Annotated in this window: 21 protein-coding genes; 7 read left to right on the top strand and 14 right to left on the bottom strand. The window is 67.5% G+C overall.

Annotation, left to right across the window (positions count from 1 at the left end; all coding sequences use genetic code 11):
• Nucleotides 1-5: 5 nt before the first annotated feature.
• The 4 genes from ENSA5_RS37840 to ENSA5_RS36090 all read left to right on the top strand — a co-directional run bounded on the left by ENSA5_RS37840 (nt 6) and on the right by ENSA5_RS36090 (nt 3,520).
• On the top strand, nt 6-1,673 hold the full coding sequence (locus ENSA5_RS37840) for a hypothetical protein (protein ID WP_181197905.1): 1,668 nt from the start codon (nt 6-8) through the stop codon (nt 1,671-1,673).
• Between the two features lie 213 nt (nt 1,674-1,886).
• Complete coding sequence (locus tag ENSA5_RS18640; protein WP_146155853.1) at nt 1,887-2,342, top strand: hypothetical protein; 456 nt, start codon at nt 1,887-1,889, stop codon at nt 2,340-2,342.
• 606 nt (nt 2,343-2,948) lie between these two features.
• A complete protein-coding gene (locus ENSA5_RS39770) occupies nt 2,949-3,362 on the top strand; it encodes a transposase (RefSeq protein WP_373422446.1) in 414 nt (137 codons plus the stop codon).
• Nucleotides 3,257-3,520, top strand: coding sequence for a hypothetical protein (locus tag ENSA5_RS36090; RefSeq protein ID WP_146155854.1), 264 nt, complete (start codon nt 3,257-3,259; stop codon nt 3,518-3,520). Before ENSA5_RS39770 ends, ENSA5_RS36090 begins: the two co-directional genes overlap by 106 nt.
• A gap of 302 nt (nt 3,521-3,822) precedes the next feature.
• Here ENSA5_RS36090 and ENSA5_RS18655 read toward each other — a convergent pair whose 3' ends face one another.
• From ENSA5_RS18655 to ENSA5_RS18670, 4 genes are read right to left on the bottom strand one after another with little or no spacing between them, the layout of a single operon-like run.
• Complete coding sequence (locus ENSA5_RS18655) at nt 3,823-4,854, bottom strand: hypothetical protein (protein ID WP_106393033.1); 1,032 nt, start codon at nt 4,852-4,854, stop codon at nt 3,823-3,825.
• Nucleotides 4,851-5,876, bottom strand: a complete 1,026-nt coding sequence (locus tag ENSA5_RS18660) for a DUF2169 family type VI secretion system accessory protein (RefSeq protein WP_106393034.1) — start codon at nt 5,874-5,876, stop codon at nt 4,851-4,853. The genes ENSA5_RS18655 and ENSA5_RS18660 overlap by 4 nt, the downstream gene beginning before the upstream one ends.
• Nucleotides 5,873-6,676, bottom strand: coding sequence for an SMI1/KNR4 family protein (locus ENSA5_RS18665; protein WP_106393035.1), 804 nt, complete (start codon nt 6,674-6,676; stop codon nt 5,873-5,875). Before ENSA5_RS18665 ends, ENSA5_RS18660 begins: the two co-directional genes overlap by 4 nt.
• Nucleotides 6,670-7,803: a DUF4150 domain-containing protein gene (locus ENSA5_RS18670; RefSeq protein WP_219906809.1), complete on the bottom strand. Its 1,134-nt coding sequence runs from the start codon at nt 7,801-7,803 to the stop codon at nt 6,670-6,672. The genes ENSA5_RS18665 and ENSA5_RS18670 overlap by 7 nt, the downstream gene beginning before the upstream one ends.
• Nucleotides 7,804-7,899: 96 nt before the next feature.
• Between ENSA5_RS18670 and ENSA5_RS18675 the strand changes: the two genes are divergently transcribed.
• Nucleotides 7,900-8,133, top strand: a complete 234-nt coding sequence (locus tag ENSA5_RS18675) for a helix-turn-helix domain-containing protein (protein WP_106393036.1) — start codon at nt 7,900-7,902, stop codon at nt 8,131-8,133.
• A gap of 156 nt (nt 8,134-8,289) precedes the next feature.
• Nucleotides 8,290-8,559 carry a hypothetical protein gene (locus ENSA5_RS18680; RefSeq protein WP_146155855.1) on the top strand — a complete coding sequence of 90 codons (270 nt, stop codon included), beginning with the start codon at nt 8,290-8,292 and terminating at the stop codon, nt 8,557-8,559.
• A gap of 142 nt (nt 8,560-8,701) precedes the next feature.
• Here ENSA5_RS18680 and ENSA5_RS18685 read toward each other — a convergent pair whose 3' ends face one another.
• The 7 genes from ENSA5_RS18685 to ENSA5_RS18715 form a co-directional block, all read right to left on the bottom strand.
• Nucleotides 8,702-9,925 carry an RCC1 domain-containing protein gene (locus ENSA5_RS18685; protein ID WP_181197907.1) on the bottom strand — a complete coding sequence of 408 codons (1,224 nt, stop codon included), beginning with the start codon at nt 9,923-9,925 and terminating at the stop codon, nt 8,702-8,704.
• 162 nt (nt 9,926-10,087) lie between these two features.
• On the bottom strand, nt 10,088-11,455 hold the full coding sequence (locus ENSA5_RS18690; protein WP_106393039.1) for a hypothetical protein: 1,368 nt from the start codon (nt 11,453-11,455) through the stop codon (nt 10,088-10,090).
• Between the two features lie 14 nt (nt 11,456-11,469).
• Nucleotides 11,470-12,219 carry a hypothetical protein gene (locus tag ENSA5_RS18695; protein ID WP_106393040.1) on the bottom strand — a complete coding sequence of 250 codons (750 nt, stop codon included), beginning with the start codon at nt 12,217-12,219 and terminating at the stop codon, nt 11,470-11,472.
• 439 nt (nt 12,220-12,658) lie between these two features.
• The gene (locus ENSA5_RS18700) at nt 12,659-14,470 is read right to left on the bottom strand and encodes a phospholipase D-like domain-containing protein (RefSeq protein WP_106393041.1); all 1,812 of its coding nucleotides are present in this window, start codon (nt 14,468-14,470) and stop codon (nt 12,659-12,661) included.
• A gap of 48 nt (nt 14,471-14,518) precedes the next feature.
• On the bottom strand, nt 14,519-15,916 hold the full coding sequence (locus ENSA5_RS18705) for a Tat pathway signal protein (protein ID WP_258182916.1): 1,398 nt from the start codon (nt 15,914-15,916) through the stop codon (nt 14,519-14,521).
• A gap of 125 nt (nt 15,917-16,041) precedes the next feature.
• Nucleotides 16,042-16,635, bottom strand: a complete 594-nt coding sequence (locus ENSA5_RS18710) for a peptidoglycan-binding domain-containing protein (protein ID WP_181197908.1) — start codon at nt 16,633-16,635, stop codon at nt 16,042-16,044.
• Nucleotides 16,636-17,157: 522 nt separating this feature from the next.
• A complete protein-coding gene (locus tag ENSA5_RS18715; RefSeq protein ID WP_106393043.1) occupies nt 17,158-18,831 on the bottom strand; it encodes a pyridoxal phosphate-dependent decarboxylase family protein in 1,674 nt (557 codons plus the stop codon).
• Nucleotides 18,832-18,884: 53 nt separating this feature from the next.
• On the opposite strand from ENSA5_RS18715, the gene ENSA5_RS18720 reads away from it, so the two are divergent.
• A complete protein-coding gene (locus ENSA5_RS18720; RefSeq protein WP_106393044.1) occupies nt 18,885-19,406 on the top strand; it encodes a hypothetical protein in 522 nt (173 codons plus the stop codon).
• Here the strand turns inward: ENSA5_RS18720 and ENSA5_RS18725 are convergent.
• From ENSA5_RS18725 to ENSA5_RS18735, 3 genes are read right to left on the bottom strand one after another with little or no spacing between them, the layout of a single operon-like run.
• Complete coding sequence (locus ENSA5_RS18725) at nt 19,394-19,921, bottom strand: hypothetical protein (RefSeq protein ID WP_106393045.1); 528 nt, start codon at nt 19,919-19,921, stop codon at nt 19,394-19,396. The genes ENSA5_RS18720 and ENSA5_RS18725 overlap by 13 nt on opposite strands.
• Before the next feature lie 35 nt (nt 19,922-19,956).
• On the bottom strand, nt 19,957-21,288 hold the full coding sequence (locus ENSA5_RS18730; RefSeq protein ID WP_106393046.1) for an amidohydrolase family protein: 1,332 nt from the start codon (nt 21,286-21,288) through the stop codon (nt 19,957-19,959).
• Nucleotides 21,285-22,778 (bottom strand): amidohydrolase, encoded by a 1,494-nt coding sequence (locus ENSA5_RS18735; RefSeq protein WP_444843371.1) that lies wholly within the window; start codon nt 22,776-22,778, stop codon nt 21,285-21,287. The genes ENSA5_RS18730 and ENSA5_RS18735 overlap by 4 nt, the downstream gene beginning before the upstream one ends.
• Nucleotides 22,779-22,791 lie beyond the last annotated feature (13 nt).

Consider the following 22,791-nt stretch of genomic DNA (forward strand, 5'->3'; position numbering starts at 1 on the left):
CCTTTGTGCTGAGCGTCGCCGCCGTTGTTGGCTGCGTCGAGCCGGGCGGCGAGGTCTCCGATTCGACATCCGAGACCAGCTCTGACACCAGCAGCACAGGCGAGACCGACTCCGACACCGACTCCGACTCCGACTCCGACACGAGCACAGGCGACTCCGACTCCGACACCAGCTCGAGCACAGGCGACACCGAGACCGACTCGAGCACCGACGAGTCGGGCGACACGGAGTCGGGCGAGTCGGGCGAGTCGGGCGAGTCGGGCGAGTCGGGCGAGTCGGGCGAGTCGGGCGAGTCGGGCGAGTCGGGCGAGTCGGGCGAGTCGGGCGAGTCGGGCGAGTCGGGCGAGTCCGGCGAGACCGACACGGGCGAGGAGCCCGAGGGCCCGTGTGGCTGGGAGCCGGGGCGTGGGATCATGACCCTGCTCGACGAGGACACCCTCACGGTCTCGCTGCTGCGCAACGACGCGGTCACGATCGAGCTCGACACCAGCTTGCCCGCGGCGGCCGACGACGCCGTCCTCGACCTGGTCATGGACACGCGCGGTGAGTCCCTGTTTGTCGGGGTCTACGATGACCTCGGCGGCGGCGTGGAGCACACCCGCGCGCACTACCGCGTCTACGACCGCGACACGGGGGCGGTCGTGTGGGAGTTTGCCGATGACGTGTGGGAACCCGAAGGGCGACCGCCCTTTGTGGCCTCGGATGGGCGCGTGGCCTTCTTCGGCTATTCACCCGCCAACGAGTCGGACAACGGCTACTCGCGTGTGCTCGGGCCCGACGGGTTGGTCGATCATTTCGTCGGCGTGGCCGTGGGCCCCGTCATGCCCGACGACTGGATGGCGATCGAGGTTGGCGAGAGCTACCCCCGGTTCCGCAACGTGGTCACCAAGCAGGAGGCTGGCATCGCCCACACGATCTGGGCCGACCACATCGGCACATGGCTGCGCTCCGAGTCGCTGTTCATCTACCTCAGCTCAATCAACGGTGAGCTCCACGTCGTCGAGCAGCACGCCAACGATGTGACGCTGCGGCCGTGGCCGGAGCTCGAACCCTACCTGTTCGGCGACTGGACCGTCAGCTACCTGGCCCTGCGCGGTCATGGCCACGACGTGCTGGTCCGGGTGAGCAACAACGACCAGCACCGCTGGTTGCATCTGGCCGAGGACGACACCAGCAACGACGTCTTGATGATCCCGCCACAGGGGCACTCGGCCACTGGCTGTGTGACGCAGCCTGTCGTCGGGACGCAAGGCGAGCTGTTTACGGTCTGGCGTGACGCCGCGAGCGCGAACATCTGGGAGCTGGTTGGCCCCAACGATGCTTGGGCGCCAGCCGAGCTGAGCCTGCCGGTCAGCCAATTCGCCGGGCTCTACCTCGGGATGCACGAAGGCACCTATTGGCTGACCGCCAGCGAGACCGGCAGCTGCCCCGGGGTCTGGGATCCGCCGCCGATGGAGGCCCTGCTCGGCGGCTCGTCCCAGATCATGCGGCCCCAGGACAACGCCTACGTCTCGCTCGGGTACGCGGCGGGCCTCCAGATCGCTCCCGAGGGGCGCTGCTACGCGCGCCTCGGTCCGTCGCCCGACGACCCTTGGGTTGTCGAGGATCTGCTCGGCCCGGAGACCATCGAGGTGCCTGATTTGGGCACCCCGAGCTGGATCCCCAACGATTAGGCGCCGAGCTCGCTCGCGCCGGGCGAGCCACGCGCTCGGCGAGGCCACGGCGCCAACGCGAGCGACGAGCGGAACAATATCGACACGCAGCAATGCGTGACACCCGGCGCATCATCGGCTCTCGATGCCATGTTGCCGCCGGATCGATTGGCACTTAACGGCTCATGGCCGCCTCATTGACGATGGCTCGAGTTGCTCGCCCATCGCCTCGCCATGTTCCGCCTCATGCACCTCATCCGCATCCCGCTGACGGTCTCGCTGACCCTCGCGCTTCCCGTCACCACTTTGGCGCGGCAGCCACTGGCGGTGACCACCCCGGCCAGCAACGCCCAGCTCGACGAGGACGAGAGGCTCGAGCACGCCAAGAAGCTGTATGTCGCGGCCGAGAGGTTGACCCGGCGGGGCAAATGGGCCGAGGCCGCCGATTACTACGAGCAGGCCTATTACCTCGTCCCCAGCAAGCACGGCTTCGCCCACAAGGTCGCCGTCGCCGCCTACGAGGCCGGCGACTGCGACCGCGCCCAGGAGTACCTGCTCCACTTCCTGACCTACGGCGACAGCGACAAGCACCTCGACGAGCTCGACGAGGCCCAGCGCTTGATCGAGGAGATCGACGCGAGCGGGTGCGCGAGCCAGGCGAGCTGGACAAAGCTCAACGCCGTCGCCTAGCAGCCCGGGGTGCAATGCATCGTGTCGCCTCGCGCCGGAATTTTCGCCGAGGGCGCGAAGCCAAAACGCCGCTGTACCGGGCGTACTGCAAGATTTGGCGACAAAGCCCTCGGCGAAAAGGCCAAGCGAGGCGGCGCGAGGCATTGCACCCCGGGCTGCTAGCCCGCCGAGAGCGAAGATCCCTTCAGCTTCGACGAGGACGACAAGCCCAGCGAGGACGACAAGGACGACAAAAACCTGCTCGTGATCGACGGCGTGTACGTGAGGGGCGAACGAGGTGCGCTGCGCTTCCACGAGTTCGGCGCTCCCACCCACGAGGAGCTCACCGTCGTAGCGAGGTGGACCCACGAGCGACTCGGCCTCGTGCTCGAACGTCACGGTCGCTCGCTCGACGAGCTCGCGGGCGATGACGCCGCGACCGACCTACTCGGGCAAGAGCAGCCGGTCCTCGCGTCGTGCTATGGGGCCTCGGCCGCGGACCGACAGCTGCTCGGCGACGCACCTGGGCAGCAGACTCGCAAGCTCGCGCACGCGGTGCGAGAAGTCGCCAAGCCCAACGACGCGCTCGCCGAAGTTGGTGGCGTAAACGTGCACGCGGGCGCGGCCGTGCCTCGCCGCGATCGCCAACGGCTCGAGCGATTGTGTCGCTACGTCGCGCGGCCGCCGATCGCCCAAGAGCGGCTCGAAACCACCGCCGACGGCCGCTGCCGCTACAACTTTCGGCACGCGTGGAAAAATGGCGTGCACGCCGTCTTGCTCGAGCCGCTCGATCTCCTCGCGCGGCTGTGCGCCCTGATCCCGCCACCGCGCTTCCACATGTTGCGCGATCACGGCGTGCTCGCTGCCACGCCAAGGCGCGGCCCGAGGTCGTCCCAGGCCCCGAAGTTCAGCGCGCTGAGCCGACACAGCTCCCGTTGTCGCTCGCGGGCGATCCGACCGCGCTCGAGGGGCTCGCCAAGCAACCCTCTCGACATCCATGGGCGTGGCTGCTCGCGCGGGTGTTCGCGGTCGACACCATGACCTGCCCGCGCTGCCGCGGTGCGATGCGCTTGATGAAGATCGCCAACAGGCCCGACGAGATCGCACGGGCGCTCGCCGATCTGAGCCTCGGTGCCCGTCCGCCTCCGCGGCCAAGGCCAGCCCCAGCTGGGGAGCGTTCGTTCGACTTCGCGGCGTGACCGACCCGACTCTGAACGGGCCGTGATGGTCGAGCCGTGCCTCGGGTTCACGGAGCTGGGCAAGTTCGGGGGCGAGTTCGGGCCGAACGGGTCCTGTCCGGGAGCTGGCCCGTCGGGGATGCGCCTCGCCGGCCGCCGAGCACGCCAAGCGCGGGGTGGCGCGGGGTGGCGCGATGTTCACGCATCCCGCGACCCCGCATCGGATGTCCTTTCCGCCCTCGTCGACATCGATGGCGAGCCGCGCCCGGCGATCGAAGGCAGCCCGGACTTCGCAGGCGCCGATCGGCTGCCATGAGCTCTCGTCACCGAGAGACTCGACGCAGAACACACCCCCCAAAGTCGCCTCGATCCGAGACGGCATACACGAGCGCGGTCTCGCGAGGAGCGAGGTAAAGGCGCGGCGAAGGATTGAGTTCATCCATCGCTTGCAAGATCGCCACGGCCCCGGCAGCCGCTCCAACGTCGCCAAGCTCGGCTCCGACATCTCGATGGTAGAGGGGCTCGGGCATGAAGGGGGCGTTGCGCAAGTACGCGTAGCTAAACTCGCGCCCCCAGAATTCCCCGTGAGGTTGACCGGAGAACACTCCCTCGACCCGACCATCGAGCCCTCGACTCAGGCGCGCGAACAACTCGGTGAGACCGCGGGCGTGGGCCGATGCTTGTCCATGTAGGTAGGCCGCGAAACTCTCGGGATGCTGGAGATGGTCGAGCGCGAGTATCTGAGCACGGGCGGATCGGTGCTCGTTGCTGACGAGCAAGAACACGGCCGCCTCACCCGGTATGCGCCCGTCGGGACTCTCGGGGGACAGCAACAACCCTGCGCGATCGAACTGCTCGACGGTGACAGAGTCGACTAGAGAGTCCATCGCGCCCACGAGCACAAAGGGGACCTTGTCGCCGTCGAGGAGCTCGCGCGCGAGACTGAGAGCGTGCATCGTCCCCGCTCGTCCTGCGACGACGCCGCCGCGATTGCTCACGTCGATCGGGGGCGCGCCGTTCTCCGCGCTCATCCGGGACAGCGCCTTGCTCGCCTGAGCCTGGATGGTTCGGCCATGTTCCTCGGGACTGGGCAAGGCCAGGACCAACGGAATCGACGTCAGGCCCAGCTCGACCAGCGCTCGCAACATCTCTGCAAAAGCGATCTCCATCAGCGCGAGGGTTCGTTGAGCCCGGCTGGCCCCGGGCTCAAGGTACGAGCTCTTGCTGATGCTGAAGTCGATCTCGTCGTCGAGTTCAAACTGGGTGAGACCCGCGCGCATGGCCGCCAGCGCTGCCGCCGAGTAGAGCCCAACGGGACCCGCCATGCCGACGGCGTTGATCCACAACCCGTTCACGTCGAGCTCCGATCGCGAAGCATCCGAATGATGATGTCCTCGAGAATGAAGATGTTCGGACGCAAGATGATCTGTCTCTTCCAGATCATCGTCAGGGCCATCTCCGTCGTGTCGATTGCGACTGTGTCGAGCGCGAGCGGCAAGCGCAGCGTCTGAGCGGCCGTGCGTAGCTTCGCTAGGAAGCGGTGTCGAGGAAGGGCGAACTCGATGGTCCCGTCTGGATGAAGCCCGACGAGGCGGACCGGTTCTCCACCGACGAGGTGCTCGGGAGCTTGCAGCCCAGGCGAGGCCGCACGAAAGAAGCGCTCGTCCAGGTCGGCGGGCCACAGGGGGGCGTGCTTGGTCGCCCACGCGTCATCGTAGGTGCCGGCAAAGACTCTGCGCGGGCCCCAGTGGCGGGCGATGGGGCCGAAACCGGCAGGGATCGGAAGATCGGATGGGCTCTGGATGAGCTGGTTTGGGTCCTCGATGTTGGGCAGCGCTCGATCGACCGCCGACGTGAAGCTGGGCACGAGTCCCTCGCCCACGGGGTTACGCTCGGAGGCGTCTCGGATGGCCCGACGACGCGCGCCGTCGATGAATCCGCCGAAGCTACGCTCGTAGGTCAGCGATACGCGCTCGAAGGGCAGAGGAGCGCTCGGGCGCGGACCGGCGAGCCCGCGTCGCCAGTAGCGATCACCGTAGACCACGGCCCTGCGCTTGCAAGGCCCGACCCGAACCTCGACGACCGTCTCGGTCGCCGGCTGCCCGCCGAGGGTCCAGGCCTCACCGCAGACGTGTACGTCCGTCCCTGACCGCGGGCATGAGCCCAGACCATCCCGCTTCAAGCTCGAGCGGCTCGGTTCCCCGTGGTACTCGTCCTCGAGTGGCGGGAGGATTTGGTGCTCGCTGATTGAAGCGCCCACGCGTGATCGGGGCTCGGGTAGATCGAAGCGACCCGCGACGACGATGAGCGCCGCCTCCAGGTTCTTCGGCGTCATGAAGGGCATGCAGGTCGCCGCGAAAGGGGTCAGGTTGTTCATTCTTCGTCTCGATCGACGAACCAGTTGCCCGGGTTCGCCATCGTGGGGAACTCGTCTTTGAGCTCCTCGACCACCGACAAAACGCGCTTGCGCTCGTTCGCGCCGACGAGGATTCGGATCATCCCTCGGTGGTTCATCTTCACGTCGAGAGAGAGCGGTTCGGCATGCTGCCCAAACCAGGTGCTTTCGCTTCCAGGCAGACACTCCTGCCACCCCATCGCTTGGAGCTGCTCACGGAGCCGCTGCCACACGGCGGCTGTCTTCTTCTTCGAGAACTGAAGGCTGAACCAGTACTGGTACATGTTCTTGATTCGCTCGTAGTTCGCGTATGCGTTCGACTGGATCAAGTCAGTGAAGCGAAGGGCCAAAACGCTCTCAGGCCCAGGGTCGTCTGGCTCCTCGTCATAGAAATCGTGCGCGATGACTGGCGGATCGTCCCGATCGCCGTCCTTCATGTCGAGGTAGAGATCGCCCCAGTAGCTGTCATCCTCTTCGTTCTTTTGACCGGCGATCCAGAGAAGCCGAGTCTCGGGGTATGGGAGCTGTGAGTCTTCGGTGGGAGTGCCGTTGGCGAGGAGATCGTCGATGGTCGAATAGTGCTCCCAGCTGAATTCGAAGCCCCCGTGGTCCTCACCCATGAGCGCCAGGAAATCGACGTAGGCTCGGGGGAGCTTCGCTACGTGTATCGCTTGGAGTTGTGCAATCCGCTCTGCGGTCGCGCCTCGTATGCGACCGCGGAACCCCGGGTCGCGCTCATCGATGAAGTCGATGATCTTCTGCCAGTCCTGAGCGTTCAACATTTCCAGTTCCCGAGGTCACACAAGACCAGAGGCAAGAGCAGCTGACAGGACTGGCAAGAAGCGACGGACTTGTCCGTCGCGCCAGCCGCAGCGTCGGCCGTGGTGTAGTCACTGAAGGGCATGTTGATCGTGCGGGTATTGGTTGGCTTGACCACCTTCACGCGATATCGACCCGTCCAACGACCCTTCGGGCGCCACATGACCTCGGTCAACGACAACAACTCATGCCCTCGCGCCCTCGCAAGGAGCTTCTGGGCAGCACACTCCCCAGGCTTGTTGGTCTGTTGTCGACGTTCAATCTCCTCGCGTGTTCCTCCTGCTGTCCGCCGAATTTCCTTGAGTTGCTCGACGCGGTCCATGAAGAACCCGTAGGCGCGGCTGTCGTCGCCAACGAGGATCGTCGAGTTCACGGCTCCGCCTCCGATCGTCACGCAGCCTTCGGCGGCCTCGTGAAAGTGCTCCTGCGTCGAGCCTGAGGTTGTCGCCCAGACCGTGCAGTTGCACACGAGCACACCGACCATGTAGCCCTTGAGCCGGACAGTTCCGTCTCTGTGGCGGGCGGTCTTGGCATAGCGTCGGGGGGTGGCGTGAAGGCGCTTCAGGATGTCTGAGGCGATCTTCGCGCTCGACTCCTTCATCTCCTTGATCTGATGTTTGTCCGGCGACTTCTTGCACAGCGGACACGGGCCATCGAAGTCATCCCCGTAGGCCATCCCGGTCCCGCCCTGCTGGATGAACGAGGTGTTGAAGGTGTTGCCGTTGTGCAGGGCGGTGTCCATGAACCGGATGACGCCCTTGCCCTCGAACTTGACGTTCGGGCTCTTCGTCGCCCAGGTCAGCTTGCCCTTGGTCTTGGACGAGAGCAGCCCGCCGCCAGCGGTGCCCGCCTCGTTTCCAGTGCTGGTCGAGATCTTGGCGCCGTCGATGGCCACTGGCTTGCCGTCGATCTTCGTTCTCTTGGTGCCACCGGTGAGGTCCTTGCTCTTGGCGACGTTGACGTAGGGGGTGGGGACTGGGCCCCCGGGGGAAGGTGTCTTGCACACGTCGGGGGGAGCCGACGCGTTGGCCTGGCCATCTCCCTTATGAACGATGGTGCGACCGTTGGCGTAGACCTTGTTGTTGCTCACGCTCGGACCTCTGACGACGGGGGTCCCACAACTGTAGCCGAGGTTCGGGTGCTCGATCTAGCACTGGAGCGCGGGGGTGGGATAGTATGCCGGCCCGTGAACAGCCGGCCCATCCACGAGCTCGTCTCCGAGAATCTCCGCCGCTTGACCGAGGAGAAGGGCGTGGCTCTGGCCGTCGTCGCGGACCGGGCCGGTCTCGATCGTCGGGAGTTCTTCGAGGTGATCGCGGGCGAGCGCGAGGGCGACTTCGAGTGGCTGCGCAAGGTCGCCGAGGCGCTCGACGTCGAGATCGCGGAGTTGGTCGTCGACCGCTCGTCGCCGCCTTCGTGACGCGCGCCTCGGTCTACTCCACGGCAGCCTGGATGTGCAGCGTGCCGAGCACCGCGTAGGCGACCTGCTTGTGGGTCTCGGGCAAGCTGCGGATCACGGTGGCGAGCTCGCGGCCGCGTGGCTGCGGAAGCGCGGGGCCACGCTGTAGAATACACCGTGGGCCGGACTCACAAGCGACCGTGGTTTTTGGTGCTCGGGTTCGCTGCCATCGCGTTGGGTGCGTGCGGCCCGTGGGTGCTCGCGAGCGCGACCGCGCGCTTCTCGAGCCTGGTCCGAGTCGAGGACATCGACTCCGTGACCTACCTGCCCCCGCAGACTTGGGCCGAGGCGCCGACCGGCAGCGTCGACTTCGCGCCGATCCACGCGGGGGGCCTACTGTTCGCCAGCGAGACCGACGGGCTGGTGAAAGTCTGCCCCGACCCGTGACTCGGGGTACTCCCGTGCAATAGGGCGGGTAGCGCATCCGCGTGCAGACATCCTCGTAGATCGCCTTGGTCTGACTGTGCCTCACACCTCGGGTTCGATCGCGTCGGCGCAGAAACAACTGAGAGCAACGTTCTGTCGCGCGTCAGTCGAGTGGGACCCACGCGCGCTCGCCTGCTTGCGTGGGGGTCTCGTCGTCGCCGATGCAGCAGCGCGGATCGACCAGGCACGACGGGCCAATCTCCAGGCCGGCGCTGCACGCTGGCGCCATCCCGTCGCCGAGCAGACCAAAGAAGCTGCCGCCCCAACACACGACGCCCCCGCTCTCGGCCAAGATGCAGGCCCCGGCGCTCAGGCCGACGAGATCGCGCGCGGGCTCGGGCAAGTCGACAGGACCGGCGGCGAGCGGGGTCTCGTCGTCGCCGATGCAGCAGCTCGGATCGGCGCTGCATGAGTAGAAGGCGGGTCCGTAGACCTCGCACGAGGGATGCCAGGGATGGCCCATCTTGCCGTAGCTGCCCGAGCCCCAGCACATGATCTCGCCGCCCTCGAGGCGCGCGCAGCTCGACTCGACCTGCGCGACGATCTCGACCGCTCGCCCGCCGATCTCGACTGGCTCGAGCGAAGCGCTGGGGCTCGCTCCCGCGATGCCCGGCCGGCCCAATGCGCCAAAGGGGTCGAATCCCCAGCACTTGACCTCGCCGTCGCCAACGATCGCGCAGGCGTGGCCATCGCCGACGGACACGGCGTGGATCGTCGCGCCAAGCTCGATCAGGGGCCCGTCCGCGGGATCTTCATCGTCTCCGATCTTGACGCCTCCCGCGAGCGAGGCGTTCCCCCAGCAGCGCAGCGCGCCGTCGTCGAGCATCGCACATGTGCCCGCGCCGCCCGTGTCGATCGCCACGGCCCGTCCGCCGAGCTCGACCGGGCCGATCTGTGCGGGTGTCTCGTCGTCGCCGACGATCATGATCCCCGGGTACCCCAGGTTCGACCCGAAGCCCCAGCAGTACACGTCGCCCGACTCGCCGAGCGCGCAAACCTGAGAGGTCCCGATGTGGCTCGACGCGCCGCTGTCGAGCGCGATGATGGGCTCACCAATGGCCACGCCGCCACGCTCGAGCGCCTGCTCGAGGGTGATCTCGGAGTCGCCGAACCCATAGCCGAGCCGCCCGTCGCCGTGGTCGCGGCCCCAGCAGTACACGTTCCCTTTGTACAGCCCGCATGCGTTGCCCACGACCTCGAGGTGTTCGAAGGGTAGCGAGGGCGGGTCGAGTCGGCCCTCGGACGCGGGCTCGTCATCACCGATGATCTCGTAGTGAGCTCGCCCGCCCCAGCATGTCGGGACGTCGTCGGACCGATGAGCGCACACGGTCCCGTGTGCGCCCTCGATCCGAACGATGTTGTCTAGTGGCGTCTCGTCCGGGCTGTGGGGGTCGGCCGAGTGACACGATGTCCCCAGGAGGGCGAGCGCGCCACCAACGACTACCCGAGCTGACCTGCGTGTACCCATTGTTGTTCGCACCACGGGCTCCTAGGGGCTCGACCAGGCTGCGCCAACGGGACAGGAGGTCGAGTCCACGCAGTCTACGGCGGCCTCGGCGTTCGCGGCCGAGAACCAGGGTGCGGTGGTGTGCAGCACGATCTCCCACATGAGCGTGTGGGAGTACTGGCCCATCAGTTCCTCTCCATCATGCTCTGGACCTACGAAGTTGTGGCTGAACTTGTGCGCGCTCACGAGACCCCCGAGCTCGGTCCCGCTCGATGCGACGCTCCGCCCGCGAAGCTCGCTCCAACCTACCATCGGGTCGGTGTTAGGCCCATCGCCGATGCCCTGGGTTGTTTCCAAGTTCGAGGGATCGTAAATGAGGGCCCCGGTCCGAACCTGCACGAGCTCGATATCGGGCATGGCGAGGTGGAGATCGGCATGGTCGACGGTGTCCCAGGCCACGTCTCGGAGGTCGTAGAGGTAAAAGAGGCCGCTGAGGTTCATCGTATCGCGGAATGGATAGAGATGGCCCTCGGCATCGTAGCAATAACTAGGAGTGGCGCCGCCGCCGCCGGTCTTCGAGCACGTCATGGCCTGATCGATAGAGTCAAAGAAATGGCACGTGCTGAACACCAGCTGCAGGTCTCCCCCGGTCGCGGAGTTGAAGTGAACCGTGCGCACGGTCTGACCATGGTAGTGCAAGATCGCCTTCCAGTCATCGACATGATTCATGCAGAATATCCCTTCGCCCATGTAGGACAAGCGCGTGATCGTTCCGGTGTTCGGGATTTTGTGGCCAGGGCCGGGAGGAATCTCGCCGAGCGGGCTGACGACAATCGAGTCGCCCGCAGCCATCGGCGGAGCCAGCGCCGTGTCGATGTAGTGACGAGATTGCAGCTGCAGGATCTCGAAGGTCTCGTTGGACGAGTTCTTGACCAGACCGTAGAGCGAGTCATTGTCCGCGATGACCACGCGTCCGTAGTGCTCGCCGTTTTCGTCCTCCTTCTCAAACGTGTCGAACAGGACCGTCTCGGCATGGTGTGACATGCTCGTGGTGTAGGAGATCGTGCCAAACGAGCCGCTCTGGGCGTTCGTGACTCGGATGAGGGTGAGCGCCTCCGTGTCACCGTCGCCGCGGGGGAGCAAGACCGTGGCCGAGTTCTGGCCGTAGCGGAGGCCAGCCGTAGCGTGGCGCTCGACGAGGTAACTTCCCGGCGCCCAGTCGTTGCGCGCGAGCTCCTGCGAGGTCGCTCGTCGGTAGGACAAGCCGCCTGACGTCAACCACTGCGTCGGCGCCGATGACGACCGCAGAACATACGCACGATCGTCGTCGTCCTCCTCCGAGTGAGGACCGTCAGCAGTGCAGGATAGAGTGAAGAACAAGACCACAATCGCCGCGATGAACCTGCCCATATGTATTCAGTTGGCTAGGCCCCTCGAGCCAGGGCATCAAGGCACATGCAAGAAATGCAGCGCGATGACCCCCGTGCAAGACCAGCGCTCAAGGGCTCACGGACGCCGCCCCGCTGAGGAACTCTTCGGCCTCTGCGAGCGTCCGCGCGACGGTCGATGCAGGCGCGCCCCGGTGCTCCGATCGTCAAACGCAACGACAGATCGCAGACCCGGTCGAGCCAGGGCTCCACGACGATCGTCCCTTGTCGAGCGAGGGTCCGACGAATCCACGCGCGCTGTGGATCGGGGATCGGCCCCGCCAGCACCCGGATCGTCCCGCGTCCCGCTGTGCCCCAGCTCGCCTTGCAGGCGACCGTCGCGTGGCCGGCTCCGCGAAACTGTTCGATCGCGTCGACGACCGCGCCTGCGTCGTGCGCGACCACTCCGATCGTCTCGATGTGACTGAGGCGCTCGCCCGGCAGCAACCGGCGAAGCACCGAGACGCCCAGCGCCTTGGCGAGCAGCTCCGGGGGCCAGCCCTGCGCGGGAACCGGATCGTCGGACGCCCGGGCCCGCAGCGGTGCCAGCCGCCGCGCGAGCCGGGGCGTCCACCCCCACGGCTGGACCCGCGCGAGGGCCCCAAGATCCGGCGCGTCGATCGTTGGCGCGTCGAGGTCGGTGACGACGATCTCGGGCAGCGTCACCCCGGCCCGGCACAGCGCGGTCAAGAACGCCTCCCGCGGCCGCTGCCGGACCAGGACCACATCGTCGGGGCGCGCGAACAAGCAACCCTCTCGACATCCATGGGCGTGGCTGCTCGCGCGGGTGTTCGCGGTCGACATCATGACCTGCCCGCGCTGCCGCGGTGCGACAGGCCCGACGACATCGCACGGGCGCTCGCCGATCTGAGCCTCGGTGCCCGTCCGCCTCCGCGGCCAAGGCCAGCCCCAGCTGGGGAGCGTTCGTTCGACTTCGCGGCGTGACCGACCCGACTCTGAACGGGCCGTGATGGTCGAGCCGTGCCTCGGGTTCACGGAGCAGGGCAAGTTCGGGGGCGAGTTCGCGCCGAACGGGTCTTGTCCGGCAGCTGGCCCGTCGGGGATGCGCCTCGCCGGCCGCCGAGCACGCCAAGCGCGGGGTGGCGCGAGGTGGCGCGATGCTCACGCATCCCGCGACCCCGCATCGGATGTCCTTTCCGTGGGCGACCTCCAAAGGCCGTGAAGACTAGTCGTCCTTGGGGACGCAGCAGTGGGGCTGCGAGTACCCCCACAGTTGCTCCCAGTACTCGTCGAGCATGCACCGAACTGCATCTCCCTCGATGAGGTAGTTGAACTCCGACAAGAAGCCCGGGTACAGGTTGTCGGATCCCACGACATAGGCCTCGTCGTCGATGATCATGATCTTGGCGTGATTGCCCGGTGCCGAAGGCACCTTCTCGTAGACCATGCCACTGCCCTTGAGGACGGAATTGGCGGCGCTACCGATGATCCCCTTCTTGGGTGGGTTCTCCGCCAGCGACTGTTCTTTGACCGTCGCGGTGTAGCCTGCGCGATCGAGGTCGGGCCAGAAGTAGGTGTCCCCCTCCGTGGTCTTTTCGTCGGGCACCTGGTCCGTGTAGTATAGCGGTGCGATATGGAGGCGCCCGAGAGCGTGCTTGCGTTTTCGTAGCTCCTCTGCGTCCGCGATCTTTTCGTCGGTGTCGACCTCGTGGGTGAGGTAGTACTCCATCAGCCCGTAGGTCCGCACCGCGCCCGAGCCGAACGAGTAGGGGTCGCCACCGGCACCAGCACCTGCGTCGAGCGGCGACACCACGACGTACACGTTCAGGGCTTCGTTGGCGAGCAGCGCTTCGATGATCCACTGGCAGACCACGTGGTCCTTCCAGGACTCCTTCCAGGTGCTCACCAGGTCCATCTGGGACATCTTGATGGTCCTTCGGGCCCCCTTGATGAGCGTCTCCTTCATGATCTCCGAGGCTTTTTGGTAGTTGTCGAGCCCCGGACCGTTCCAGTACTTGCCCACGGAGAGCACCCGCGTCGCCCGCTTGTACTCGTCGAATCCCGTGTAGTGTTCGCGGAAAACACGGACGGGGAAGTCCTCGTACACCTCCTCGACCGTCTGGTGATCGTTCGCCTTCATCGCCGCCTCCGCCGCCGGCAACGTCTCCGCGGGAGGGGGGGCTCCGCCCTGAGCCCGCGCCCGGTGCATGTCGACGAGGCGTCCCTGGGCCTCCTCCACCGCCGCCATGACCCCGCGGTCGGCGAAGGGGTCGACGATACTCGACCTCGCTCCGTTCTTTGCTTTCCACTCATTCGCCGGAAGCTCGAGGACCTCTTTGCTCAGCAGCGTGGTGTCGCACGTCCACATCCCATTCATGAACATCTGAACCCCGTAGGCGGCGCTCCCGTGGACGACCACGGAGACGTCGTGGACCGGCGGGTAACTACGAAACAGGTCCATGTTCAGGTTGTGGCCCCCGACCAGCGCCTCGCAGCCGTCTGCCGCCACCGCCTTGGTGTGGTTCCAGGTCATCCGAGTGTCGCCCCCCATCATGCGTGAGATGGCACCGTCGGAGATTCGACAGAACTTTCCGATCCAGATCTCGGGTTGCTGCTCCCAAGCATCCGACCGACCTCGCACGAGGCGGACGAGGGCCGCCTTGATCTCGCCATAGAAGTCGTTTTGGGACAGATCGACCTTCGTCGGGGTCTCGCCGAACAAGAAGCGAAACTGCACGGACGCCCTGCGGTCCATGACCGTGCTGAGGCAGGTGTCCATGGCCCCGAGGATCACGCGGAGCCAGTCGACATCAGGCGGGTTGAGCGACACGATGTCGACGCGGTACTTCGCCTTGTGGATGATCTCCTCGATCGCATGCTGAAACTCGAGCTGACGCGCCTGGGCCCGAGGCATGATTTCACGCCCGAACCCCAGCCCCCAGACACGGGGCGTGTCCATCAGACGAATGTAGTTCTCACCGGCGTCGTGGTGGAAGTAGGCCCCGATCTGCTCAATGACGTCGTCGATCTTACTCATGGTGCTGAATCCCCGCGACCTGGTCCCGTGACTGGTCCCGTGACCCGACTATAAGAACCGCCACTTCACCCAGCCCGCCTTCGCGCGTTCGCTCGTGACCGGATACGCCATGGTGTACGGAGGGTCACCGACGACGTCGTCCATGTAGGAGTATCCGAGGGGGTTGCGGCCGCTGGTCGCGGATATCGTCCGAACCCAGGGTCGCCCCGATCGCATGCTCGTCCGGGTGGCGCCGCCCCCCATGCTGTCGAACAACCCATGATCGAGGTTCATCTGGTGGCGCAACGCGAGCGCGGTTTCTTGCACGGCGCTGCGCTGGCGAAAGTCGGTCCCCCACTCGCTGAGGTAGCCGCGCGCCATTCGGTAGACCAGCTTCGGCACCGACTTGACCTCCTCGGCGAGGTAGTTTGGATCCCTGTCGGGATCGCTCAGCACACCGGTGCCGGGGTCTGGGATGTTCCCAGCGTCGTTCGGATCGTAGTCGCCGTTCGAGGTCGCGTTGCCGGCGACGGTGCCGTGGCGACCGCGGCAGGCGAACAGCTCGTACTTGGCCGGCTGGTCGCGAGCGAGCGGCATCAACGGGTCTTGGCGTTGCCAGGCGGCCGCGAGATTGTGCCAGGCGGCTCGTCGCACCTCGGTCGCACAGGGTTCCTTGTCATCTGGGAGCTCGGGACCCATCCCCATGTTCGGCCGGGGCACGAGGGGTCGGAAGCCGACGTCACCATTGCGCGAACACATGTCCCAGGCGTAGACGCCCACATAGTGCGCGACGTTTGGGGCGAGCTGCGTCATGATGCTGTACCAGTTGCCGGGTCCAGGCACCGGGTCGATCGCGAAGATGTTGACCGGCGTGTTCCTCACAGCCCGGGAGCCGTACGCAAAGAGGAACCACGCGGCCATGATCGCCGAGACACCCCCGCGACTATGGCCGATGAAGTTGATCGTCTCCGCGCTCGCGTCTGCCGCGAGGTTCGCAGCGTGCAGCGCCAGCGCGGTCACGGCATGGCCCTTGAGCTGCTCACCCGAGCTGAATTGGTCCCCGCCGGAGTAGCTACTACAGTATTTGACCAGGCTCGTGGGCACATCCAAGGGCCCGTCGAGCAGTAGCGCCTCGCTCTCGTTGTCGGGTTCGGCCCAGTCGTTCTCGCCCACCCCGCGGACCGTTATGCTCGGCGAGGTCGCTGTTAGCTCACCCGAGATCTCGAGGTGCATGCGCACCGGGATGTAGCCCGTCTCGTCACAGTAGATCCTCTTGTCGCAGGCGCCGCGCTCACCGGTATTCCTGCGAGCCTCCCGAGTGACCTCGCCTTCGTCGCGCGTGCAGGCCGTGCCCGAGAAGCAGATTGTGAAGGCACCCTCGGGGACCGCCTCATCGAGAACGTTGGGCTCTTCTAATCGAACGAGGCGTTCCCGCGGCGCCTCCTCTTCCTCTTCCTCGTCACACATGTTCGCCTCGTCCTTCCCCCCATGGGTGCTCGCGTCCCGCCTGGAGACACGCTCGCTCGAAGCTCACCCTTGCCAGCTTGTACTCGTCCTCGAGGGTCGTGGTGGTCGTCATTCTTTTCGGGCTCCTAGCGCTCCGCGGCGTAGGCGGTCTTCAACGCAGAGATGGTCGGGTCGTCGAGTTCTCCGGTGACGTCGAGCTCGTGGTCGGCCTGCAGCCGTCGAATCGCCAGTCCCGTCAGCGTGTCGAGCTTGCCGTGCACCTTCCCGTGGTAGTAGCCGAGGTTCGCCAGCCGGGCCTGCGCTCCCCGGATCGTCTCGGCCGGGTCGAGGGACCTCGGCGTCACGTCGTAGACGCGATCGCCCACGCGCAGAATGGCCTTGGGGGTGTAGGGGGGGATGTAGACTTCGACATGGCCCTGGGCATCGGTCGCGCCGAGGAACTCCTGACCGCTGTGCTCGAGTATGTAGCCCACCTCTGCCAGGGGTTCTCCGCCGACGCACAACTGCAAGGACAGCTTGGCAGGGACGCCCTTGCGCCGAAAAGTGTGTCGGACCCCGGTCTGACACGTCTCTTTGCGCTGGCGCAGCGGGGGGATCGAGACGATGTCCCCGGCCTCGAGCACGAAGGGGCTCTCCCGCTCGCTGCGCAGCTCCTCGTTGTCAGCGTCCGACCACAACGTTTCCCAAAAGAACCCGTGGGCATGAGCGATGCTCGACATGCACTCGCCCTGCTTGACCTTGTACTTTTTGGACCCCATGGCTCGTCTGAACGCCGTCGGATGGTAGCACCAGGACCGCGCAGGTGGGAGAGGTTGTCAACTGTCGTGGATCGGAGATCGTCGAGCAGCATGATCAGGCGGCGGCCTCCTCGCGATCTTGCTGGATCGCGCTCGGGTGCGCGCGCGCGGTCGAGACACCCATCCCGAGGCGGGTGTCTCGTGCGGGAAGTACCTGCCTCGCCACCATCGCTGGCCAAGCGAGGTCGGCTCGAGGCGCTCGAGCAGCTTCGCGGCGACGCGGCGCCCATCGAACAGGAGCCAGCACCGACCCCATACGACTGTCCCTTCGCAAAACCCCATCCGTGGCCTCGCAGCCTGCCTGGCGAAAGCGTGCCGCGAGCATGCCAAGCATCGGGCCACAACCATCTTCGTAGGGCCTCGCGCCGGCGACGGCCCACACACCGACAAGATGAAGATCAGCTGGAGCGCGCGAGGAGCCCTGAGCCTCGCCGCCTCGACGCTTCAGGAGCTCGCCCGCAGCGCGAGGTCGAGGTCCTCGAGCAGGGCCTCGATCTGCGCGCGGTGGGTCCGAAAGCTCATCACGCAGACCCGCAGCGTGACCGCGTCGCCGTCGACGACCGGCAGCAGCGTGCTCGACAGGTAGGCCCGCTCGCGCGCGTTGATGCGCTCGAGCAGCCCGACGTTGCGCGCGTTCCAGTCCGCGAGCGCCTCGTCGGGTGCCCGAGCCAGGCGAAAGGCCACGGTCGACAGCTGCGGCCGGGCGACGAGCTCCAGGGCCTGCCCGGCGGCGATCCGCTGATCGAGGCCCTCGGTGCACAGCTGCGCGAGCGCGAGCTTCTCCTCGAGCGCGTCACGAAAGGCCGCGGCCCCGTGGAGCATCAAGGGCAGCCACAGGCGCAGGCCCCGGAAGGGCCGGCTGAGCTCGGGCCCGAGGTGGCCCGGGCTCGGCGTCTCGCTTGGATCGAAGTCGCGGAGGTAGTCGGCCTCGGCCATGTGCGCGGCGGCCAGGCGCGCGCCGTCACGAACGAGGAGACAGCCGGTCCCGTAGGGCAAGAACATGCCCTTGTGGGGGTCGAAGCACAGCGAGTCGGCGGCCTCGATCCCGCGCAGGCGCGGGCGCCCGCTGGGCGCGAGGACGAAGGCGCCGCCGTAGGCCCCGTCGACGTGAAGCCACAGATCTTCTTCGCGGCACAGCGCGGCGAGCTCGGGCAGCGGGTCGATCGCTCCGGTGTTGGTGGTGCCGGCCGTCGCGATCACGCAAAAGGGCCGCAGCCCGCGGTGACGATCGGCCTCGACCTGGGCGCGAAGGTCATCGAGCTCGAGGCGCAAGAGCCCGTCGACCGCGACCGCGCGGAGGTTGGCCGCGGGCACGCCGGCCATGCGCGCGGCCTTGGCGATGCTGTGGTGGGCCTGGGTCGAGGTGTAGACGATCGCCCGGGAGTAGTCGCCCGTGTCGCCGAAGTGATGGTGGCGGGCGGTGCAAAGCGCGGTGAAGTTGGCCATCGACGAGCCCGTTGTCAGGAGCCCGCGCGCGTCCTGGCCGTAGCCAAACTCGTTGGCGAGCCACTCGATCACGTCGTGCTCGAGCCGGACCCAGCCCGGGGCCGCCATCGCGTAGCCGGTGAAGCGGTTGGCGACGTCGCTGATCAGATCGGCGAGCGCGGCGGCGTAGAGGCCCCCACCGGGCACGTAGGCCAGGTAGCCGGGCCCGGCGGCCTCGAGCGAGGCGTCCATCGAGCCCGCGATCAGCTCGAGCGCCCGGGGCAGGCCACCGTCGAGGGCGCGCTCGCCGATCGGCGCGCGGTGGCGTTCGGCGAGGCGCTGCCCGGCCGCGCCGACCTGGCCCTTGGCCGAGCGGGTCGGGATCGTGCGCAGCAGCTCGAGGACGTGCTCCGAGACCTCGCGCATCCACTCGCCGCGGGTCCCGGCGTCGGGCTCGAGCGCGCCGCTGTCGAGGGGCTCGCCGAGCGGCGCGTGGAAGGGGTGCGGGGCCGGGCCCTCGGGGATCGGGCCCCGCTGCGAAGCGGCTGCGATGCTGCGGTCGTCGAGCTGATCGATGAGCCGCGGGGGCAGCTGGGTCGGTGGTGGGTCCGAGGCCTCGCGCTCGGCCTCGGACGGCGCCTCGGCGGGCTCGGGTGCCGGGGGCGTGCGCAGATCATCGGGGTCCAGAGGCATTGCGCCCGGAATCTATCATTGCGGCCCCCCCAGCCAAGTGCGAGCGTGGGGTGATGCCGAACACCAACCATGACTCCAGCGATGATCGTGAGATCAACCGCGACGTGCGGCGGGTCGAGTCGTCGGAGACCGCGAACCGCGTGCGCGCCGAGATCGAGGCCCTCCACGAGTTCTTCGTCTCGTGGTTCACGGGCGCGGTCGAGAACGATGACGACGTGTTTCAGCGGGGCTTCGCCCGGCGCTTCGACCCTGGCTTCGTGCTGGTCCCGCCCGCGGGGACGCTGATGTCACTCCCGCGCCTGACCAGGGCGATCCGCGAGGGCTACGGGCAAAACCCAGACTTTCGCATCGCGATCCGCGAGGTCGTGCTCCGCCGCGAGATCGGCGACCTCGTGCTGGTCACCTACGAGGAGTGGCAGCGCAACGCCAAGGCCTCGACGCCCGCCGACAACGGGCGCGCGGCGACGGCGGTGTTCAAGGCCGATCGCGTCGCGCCCGGCGGGCTCGCGTGGCTCCACGTCCACGAGTGCTGGCTGCCGCGCGAGGTCATGGCCGCGGGGCCCTACGACTTTTGATCGGGGGGCTCGGGGGGCTCGCCGTACTCGTCGGCGATCGTGATCACGTCGGCGACCAGGCTGTCGATCGCGGCCGCGGCCTTGGCCTCGACCCCCGGGCGCGCGAGCAGCCACCGCAGGGCCTCGCCGATGTCGCTGAACACCTTTTGCTTGACCGGCGAGCGCGAGACTAGCTGGAGGCTGGTCAGGACCGAGCGGAAGAACACCGCCCGGAACCCGCCGCTCTCGACCACGAGCGCCGAGCCAAGGGTGGTGGTCGCGAACTCCCGCATGTTGCGGGCGCTCCTCTCGCGGACCTCGTCGGTGACGGTCATCTCGAGGCCCGCGCGGATGATCGTCAGGGCCACGAAGTGGCCCCACTCGTCGCTGAGCTCGCGCTGAACCTTGGCGATCAGGTCGAGGTCCACGGTGTCGACGACCCGGCCGCAGACGACCACGACCAGGCTCTCGCACGCGGCGACGCAAAAGTGCGTGCCGCGATGGCGAATCTCGAGGGGGGCGGAGGGCGGGGTCACCGCGGTCGAGTCTACCCGCCTTTTGCCCGCGGGGGTCAGTCCGCGAATTGTTGAAGGTCCATGTAGCGGTCACGCAGCTGGGTCTGGCGCGACTTCATCTCGAGCTCGTGACCGCGGACCCAGACCTGCTCGGCCGAGGTCGACAGCTCGAAGGGGTCGGCCCCGTCCCAGACGACCAGGCTCGCGACCTTGCCGACCGCGATCGTCCCGTACTCGTCGTCCATCCCGTAGGCCCTCGCGGCGTTCAGCGTGATCGCCTCCAGGGCCGCGGCCCGCGGGAGCCCGTTGGCCACGGCGACGCCGGCCTCTTGGGTGATGTTGCGGGCGTTGTGGCTGTCGAAGGTCGCGATCCCGACCTCGACCCCGGCGGCGTGGAGCAGCGCCGCGCTGTCGAGGCGCGCGCCGAGGGTGTCGAAGCTGCCCGGGAGGTTTTGGGTTGGCTGGACGACGACGGTCAGGCCCGCGGCGGCGAGCTGTTCGGCGACCTTCCAGCCCTCGGCCGCGCCGACGATCGTGAGCTCGATGTCGAGGCTCTCGCCGAGCTCGATCAGCGCGAGCAGATCGCTGGCCCGGTGGGCGCGCACGACCAGGGGGATGGTCTTGTCGAGCACGGGCCACAGCGCGCGCAGATCGAGGGGGTGGGCGACGAGGGCCCGGGCCTGGTTGCGCTCGTAGCTGCGCTGGTTGGCGCGGTACCACTTCGCGTCTTCGAAGGCCTCGCGGAGCTCGGCGAGCGAGGCCGCGCGCGAGCCCGCGTAGCTACGGCCAAAGTTGGTAGCGATCGCCACGCCCTCGGCCGCGACGATGTTGGCGTGGTCGCCCGGGAGCAGGTCGATCCACGCGACCGCGCCCGAGATCAACCCACCGCGCGGCGCGACGGCGGCCGTGGTCACGCCCTCGATCGCCTGGATCGGGATCAGCGCGGAGTCGGCGTTGACGGCCGAGGCCGGGTCGTAGCCCGACTTGATCGGGCCGTCGCCGTCCCTGCGCGCGTCGTCGCGGGTGCTGGCCTCGGCGCCGATCTCGATCAGACCGATCGAGGTGTCGGCCGCGATCAGCCCGGGCGTGACGACCTTGCCGCCGAGGTCGTGGGTGGTCGCGTCGGGCCCGGCCGCGATCCTGCCCTCGTCGACCTTCGAGATCTTGCCGTCCTCGATCAGGATCGAGCCGCCCTCGATGATCGTGCCGTCGCCGACCTGGATCGTGGCGTTGGTCAGGAGCACGGTCTCGGTCTCGGCGTCGACGTCGACGACCGGCGGCGCGGCCTCGGCTGGGGCCGGGGGCAGGGCGGTGAGCAGCAGGGGGAGGGGGGCGAACAGCGGGATCAGCAAGAAGGCCGGCCGCAGCTTGTCGGTGAAGATCTTCATGGCGCGCTCCGGAGCTCGTCGCGCAGGCCGAGGTCGAAGTCGGACTGCGGGCGGTTGTCGAGGGTCCGCTCGTAGACCAGCTCGCCGTCGATGAACACGAGCATGGCCTTGGCGTAGACGCTAAAGGGCGTGGTGTTCCAGACCACGAGGTCGGCGGCCTTGCCCGGCTCGAGCGAGCCCGTGCGCGCGTCGATCCCCAGCGCCCAGGCCGGGTTGAGGGTCAACCACGCGAGGGCCTGCTCGTCGCTGATCTCGATCCCGGCCTTGCGCCCGGCGAACAGCGCCTTGGCGGCCTCTTGATTGAGGCGCTGGATGCCCGAGGCCGAGTCCGAGTGGATGATCGCCCGGGCCCCGGCCTTGGTCACCAGCGCCGCGTTCTCGCGCACGCCGTCGTAGGCCTCGACCTTGAACCCCCACCAGTCGGCCCAGACCGAGGCCGCGGTGTCGTTGGCCGCGAGCCGGTCGGCGATCTTGTAGGCCTCGACCGCGTGGTGAAAGCTGCGGATCGAGAACCCGTAGCTCTGCGCGAGCTCGAGCATCAGCGACATCTCGTCGGCCCGGTAGCAGTGCATGTGCACGAGGATCTCGCCGTCGAGCACGCGGACCAGGGTCTCGAGCCCGAAGTCGCGGCTCGGGGGCTCGGGTCGCTCCTTCTCGTCGCTGTGATCGCCCTCGTGCCCGCGCTTGGACTTGGACTTGGACTTGGACGCTTGCTCGCGGTCCTCGCGGGTCTCCCACCGCGCGAGCTTGCGCTCGTAGCTGGCCCACTTGCGCTGGTAGTCGAGGGCCTCCTCGAAGGCCTTGCGGTAGCCGGCGACGTTGCCCATGCGCGTGACCGGCCCGCCCTTGTCGCCGTAGACGCGCTTGGGGTTCTCGCCGCAGGCCATCTTGAGCCCGGCCGGGGCGCCGTCGAAGCGCAGATCTTCGGCCGAGCGCGCGCCGGGTCGGAGCTTGATCGTGAAGCTGCGACCCCCGATCAGGTTGGCCGAGCCGGGCAGGATCTGGGCGCTGGTGATGCCGCCCGCGAGGGCGTGACCGAGCTGAGGATCCTGAGGCCAAAACCCGTCCTCGGCCCGGACGTAGGGCGTGACCGGGCCGGTCATCTCGTTGCCGTCGCCGTGGGCCTCGAGGCCCGGGGACGCGTAGACGCCCATGTGCGAGTGGGTGTCGATGATGCCCGGGGTGATCACGTAGTCGCCGAGCTCGACGACCGTCGCGCCGTCGGTCCCGGCCGGGACCTCGACCTCGTCGGGCGCGCCCACGGCCGCGATCTCGTCGCCGACCAGGAGCACGGCGCCGGGCGAATAGCTGGTCCCGGTCGCGGTCATGACCGTGCCCGCCCGGAGCATGACCACGCTCGCGTCTTCGTCGATCTCGTCGTCCGGGTCGCCGGCCGCGTCGGTTTTGCTGGCGTCTTCGGGCGCGGTGGTCTCGCTCGGCTTGTCGCAGCCGAGGCCGAGGCCGAGGGCGAGCGCGAGCGCGGGTAGCATCGCGCGCAGGGCC

Source organism: Enhygromyxa salina, from assembly GCF_002994615.1.
Lineage (GTDB): Bacteria > Myxococcota_A > Polyangia > Nannocystales > Nannocystaceae > Plesiocystis > Plesiocystis salina_A.

Bases quoted from the DNA above. Each gene is read 5' to 3' on its own strand.
- ENSA5_RS18660 (WP_106393034.1), bottom strand. From the start codon at position 5,876: ATGAACAACCTGACCCCTTTCGCGGCGACCTGCATGCCCTTCATGACG.
- ENSA5_RS18700 (WP_106393041.1), bottom strand. From the start codon at position 14,470: ATGAGTAAGATCGACGACGTCATTGAGCAGATCGGGGCCTACTTCCAC.
- ENSA5_RS18665 (WP_106393035.1), bottom strand. From the start codon at position 6,676: ATGTTGAACGCTCAGGACTGGCAGAAGATCATCGACTTCATCGATGAG.
- ENSA5_RS18730 (WP_106393046.1), bottom strand. From the start codon at position 21,288: ATGAAGATCTTCACCGACAAGCTGCGGCCGGCCTTCTTGCTGATCCCG.
- ENSA5_RS18705 (WP_258182916.1), bottom strand. From the start codon at position 15,916: ATGTGTGACGAGGAAGAGGAAGAGGAGGCGCCGCGGGAACGCCTCGTT.
- ENSA5_RS18710 (WP_181197908.1), bottom strand. From the start codon at position 16,635: ATGTCGAGCATCGCTCATGCCCACGGGTTCTTTTGGGAAACGTTGTGG.
- ENSA5_RS18735 (WP_444843371.1), bottom strand. From the start codon at position 22,778: ATGCTACCCGCGCTCGCGCTCGCCCTCGGCCTCGGCCTCGGCTGCGAC.
- ENSA5_RS18690 (WP_106393039.1), bottom strand. From the start codon at position 11,455: ATGGGCAGGTTCATCGCGGCGATTGTGGTCTTGTTCTTCACTCTATCC.
- ENSA5_RS18715 (WP_106393043.1), bottom strand. From the start codon at position 18,831: ATGCCTCTGGACCCCGATGATCTGCGCACGCCCCCGGCACCCGAGCCC.
- ENSA5_RS18720 (WP_106393044.1), top strand. From the start codon at position 18,885: ATGCCGAACACCAACCATGACTCCAGCGATGATCGTGAGATCAACCGC.
- ENSA5_RS18640 (WP_146155853.1), top strand. From the start codon at position 1,887: ATGTTCCGCCTCATGCACCTCATCCGCATCCCGCTGACGGTCTCGCTG.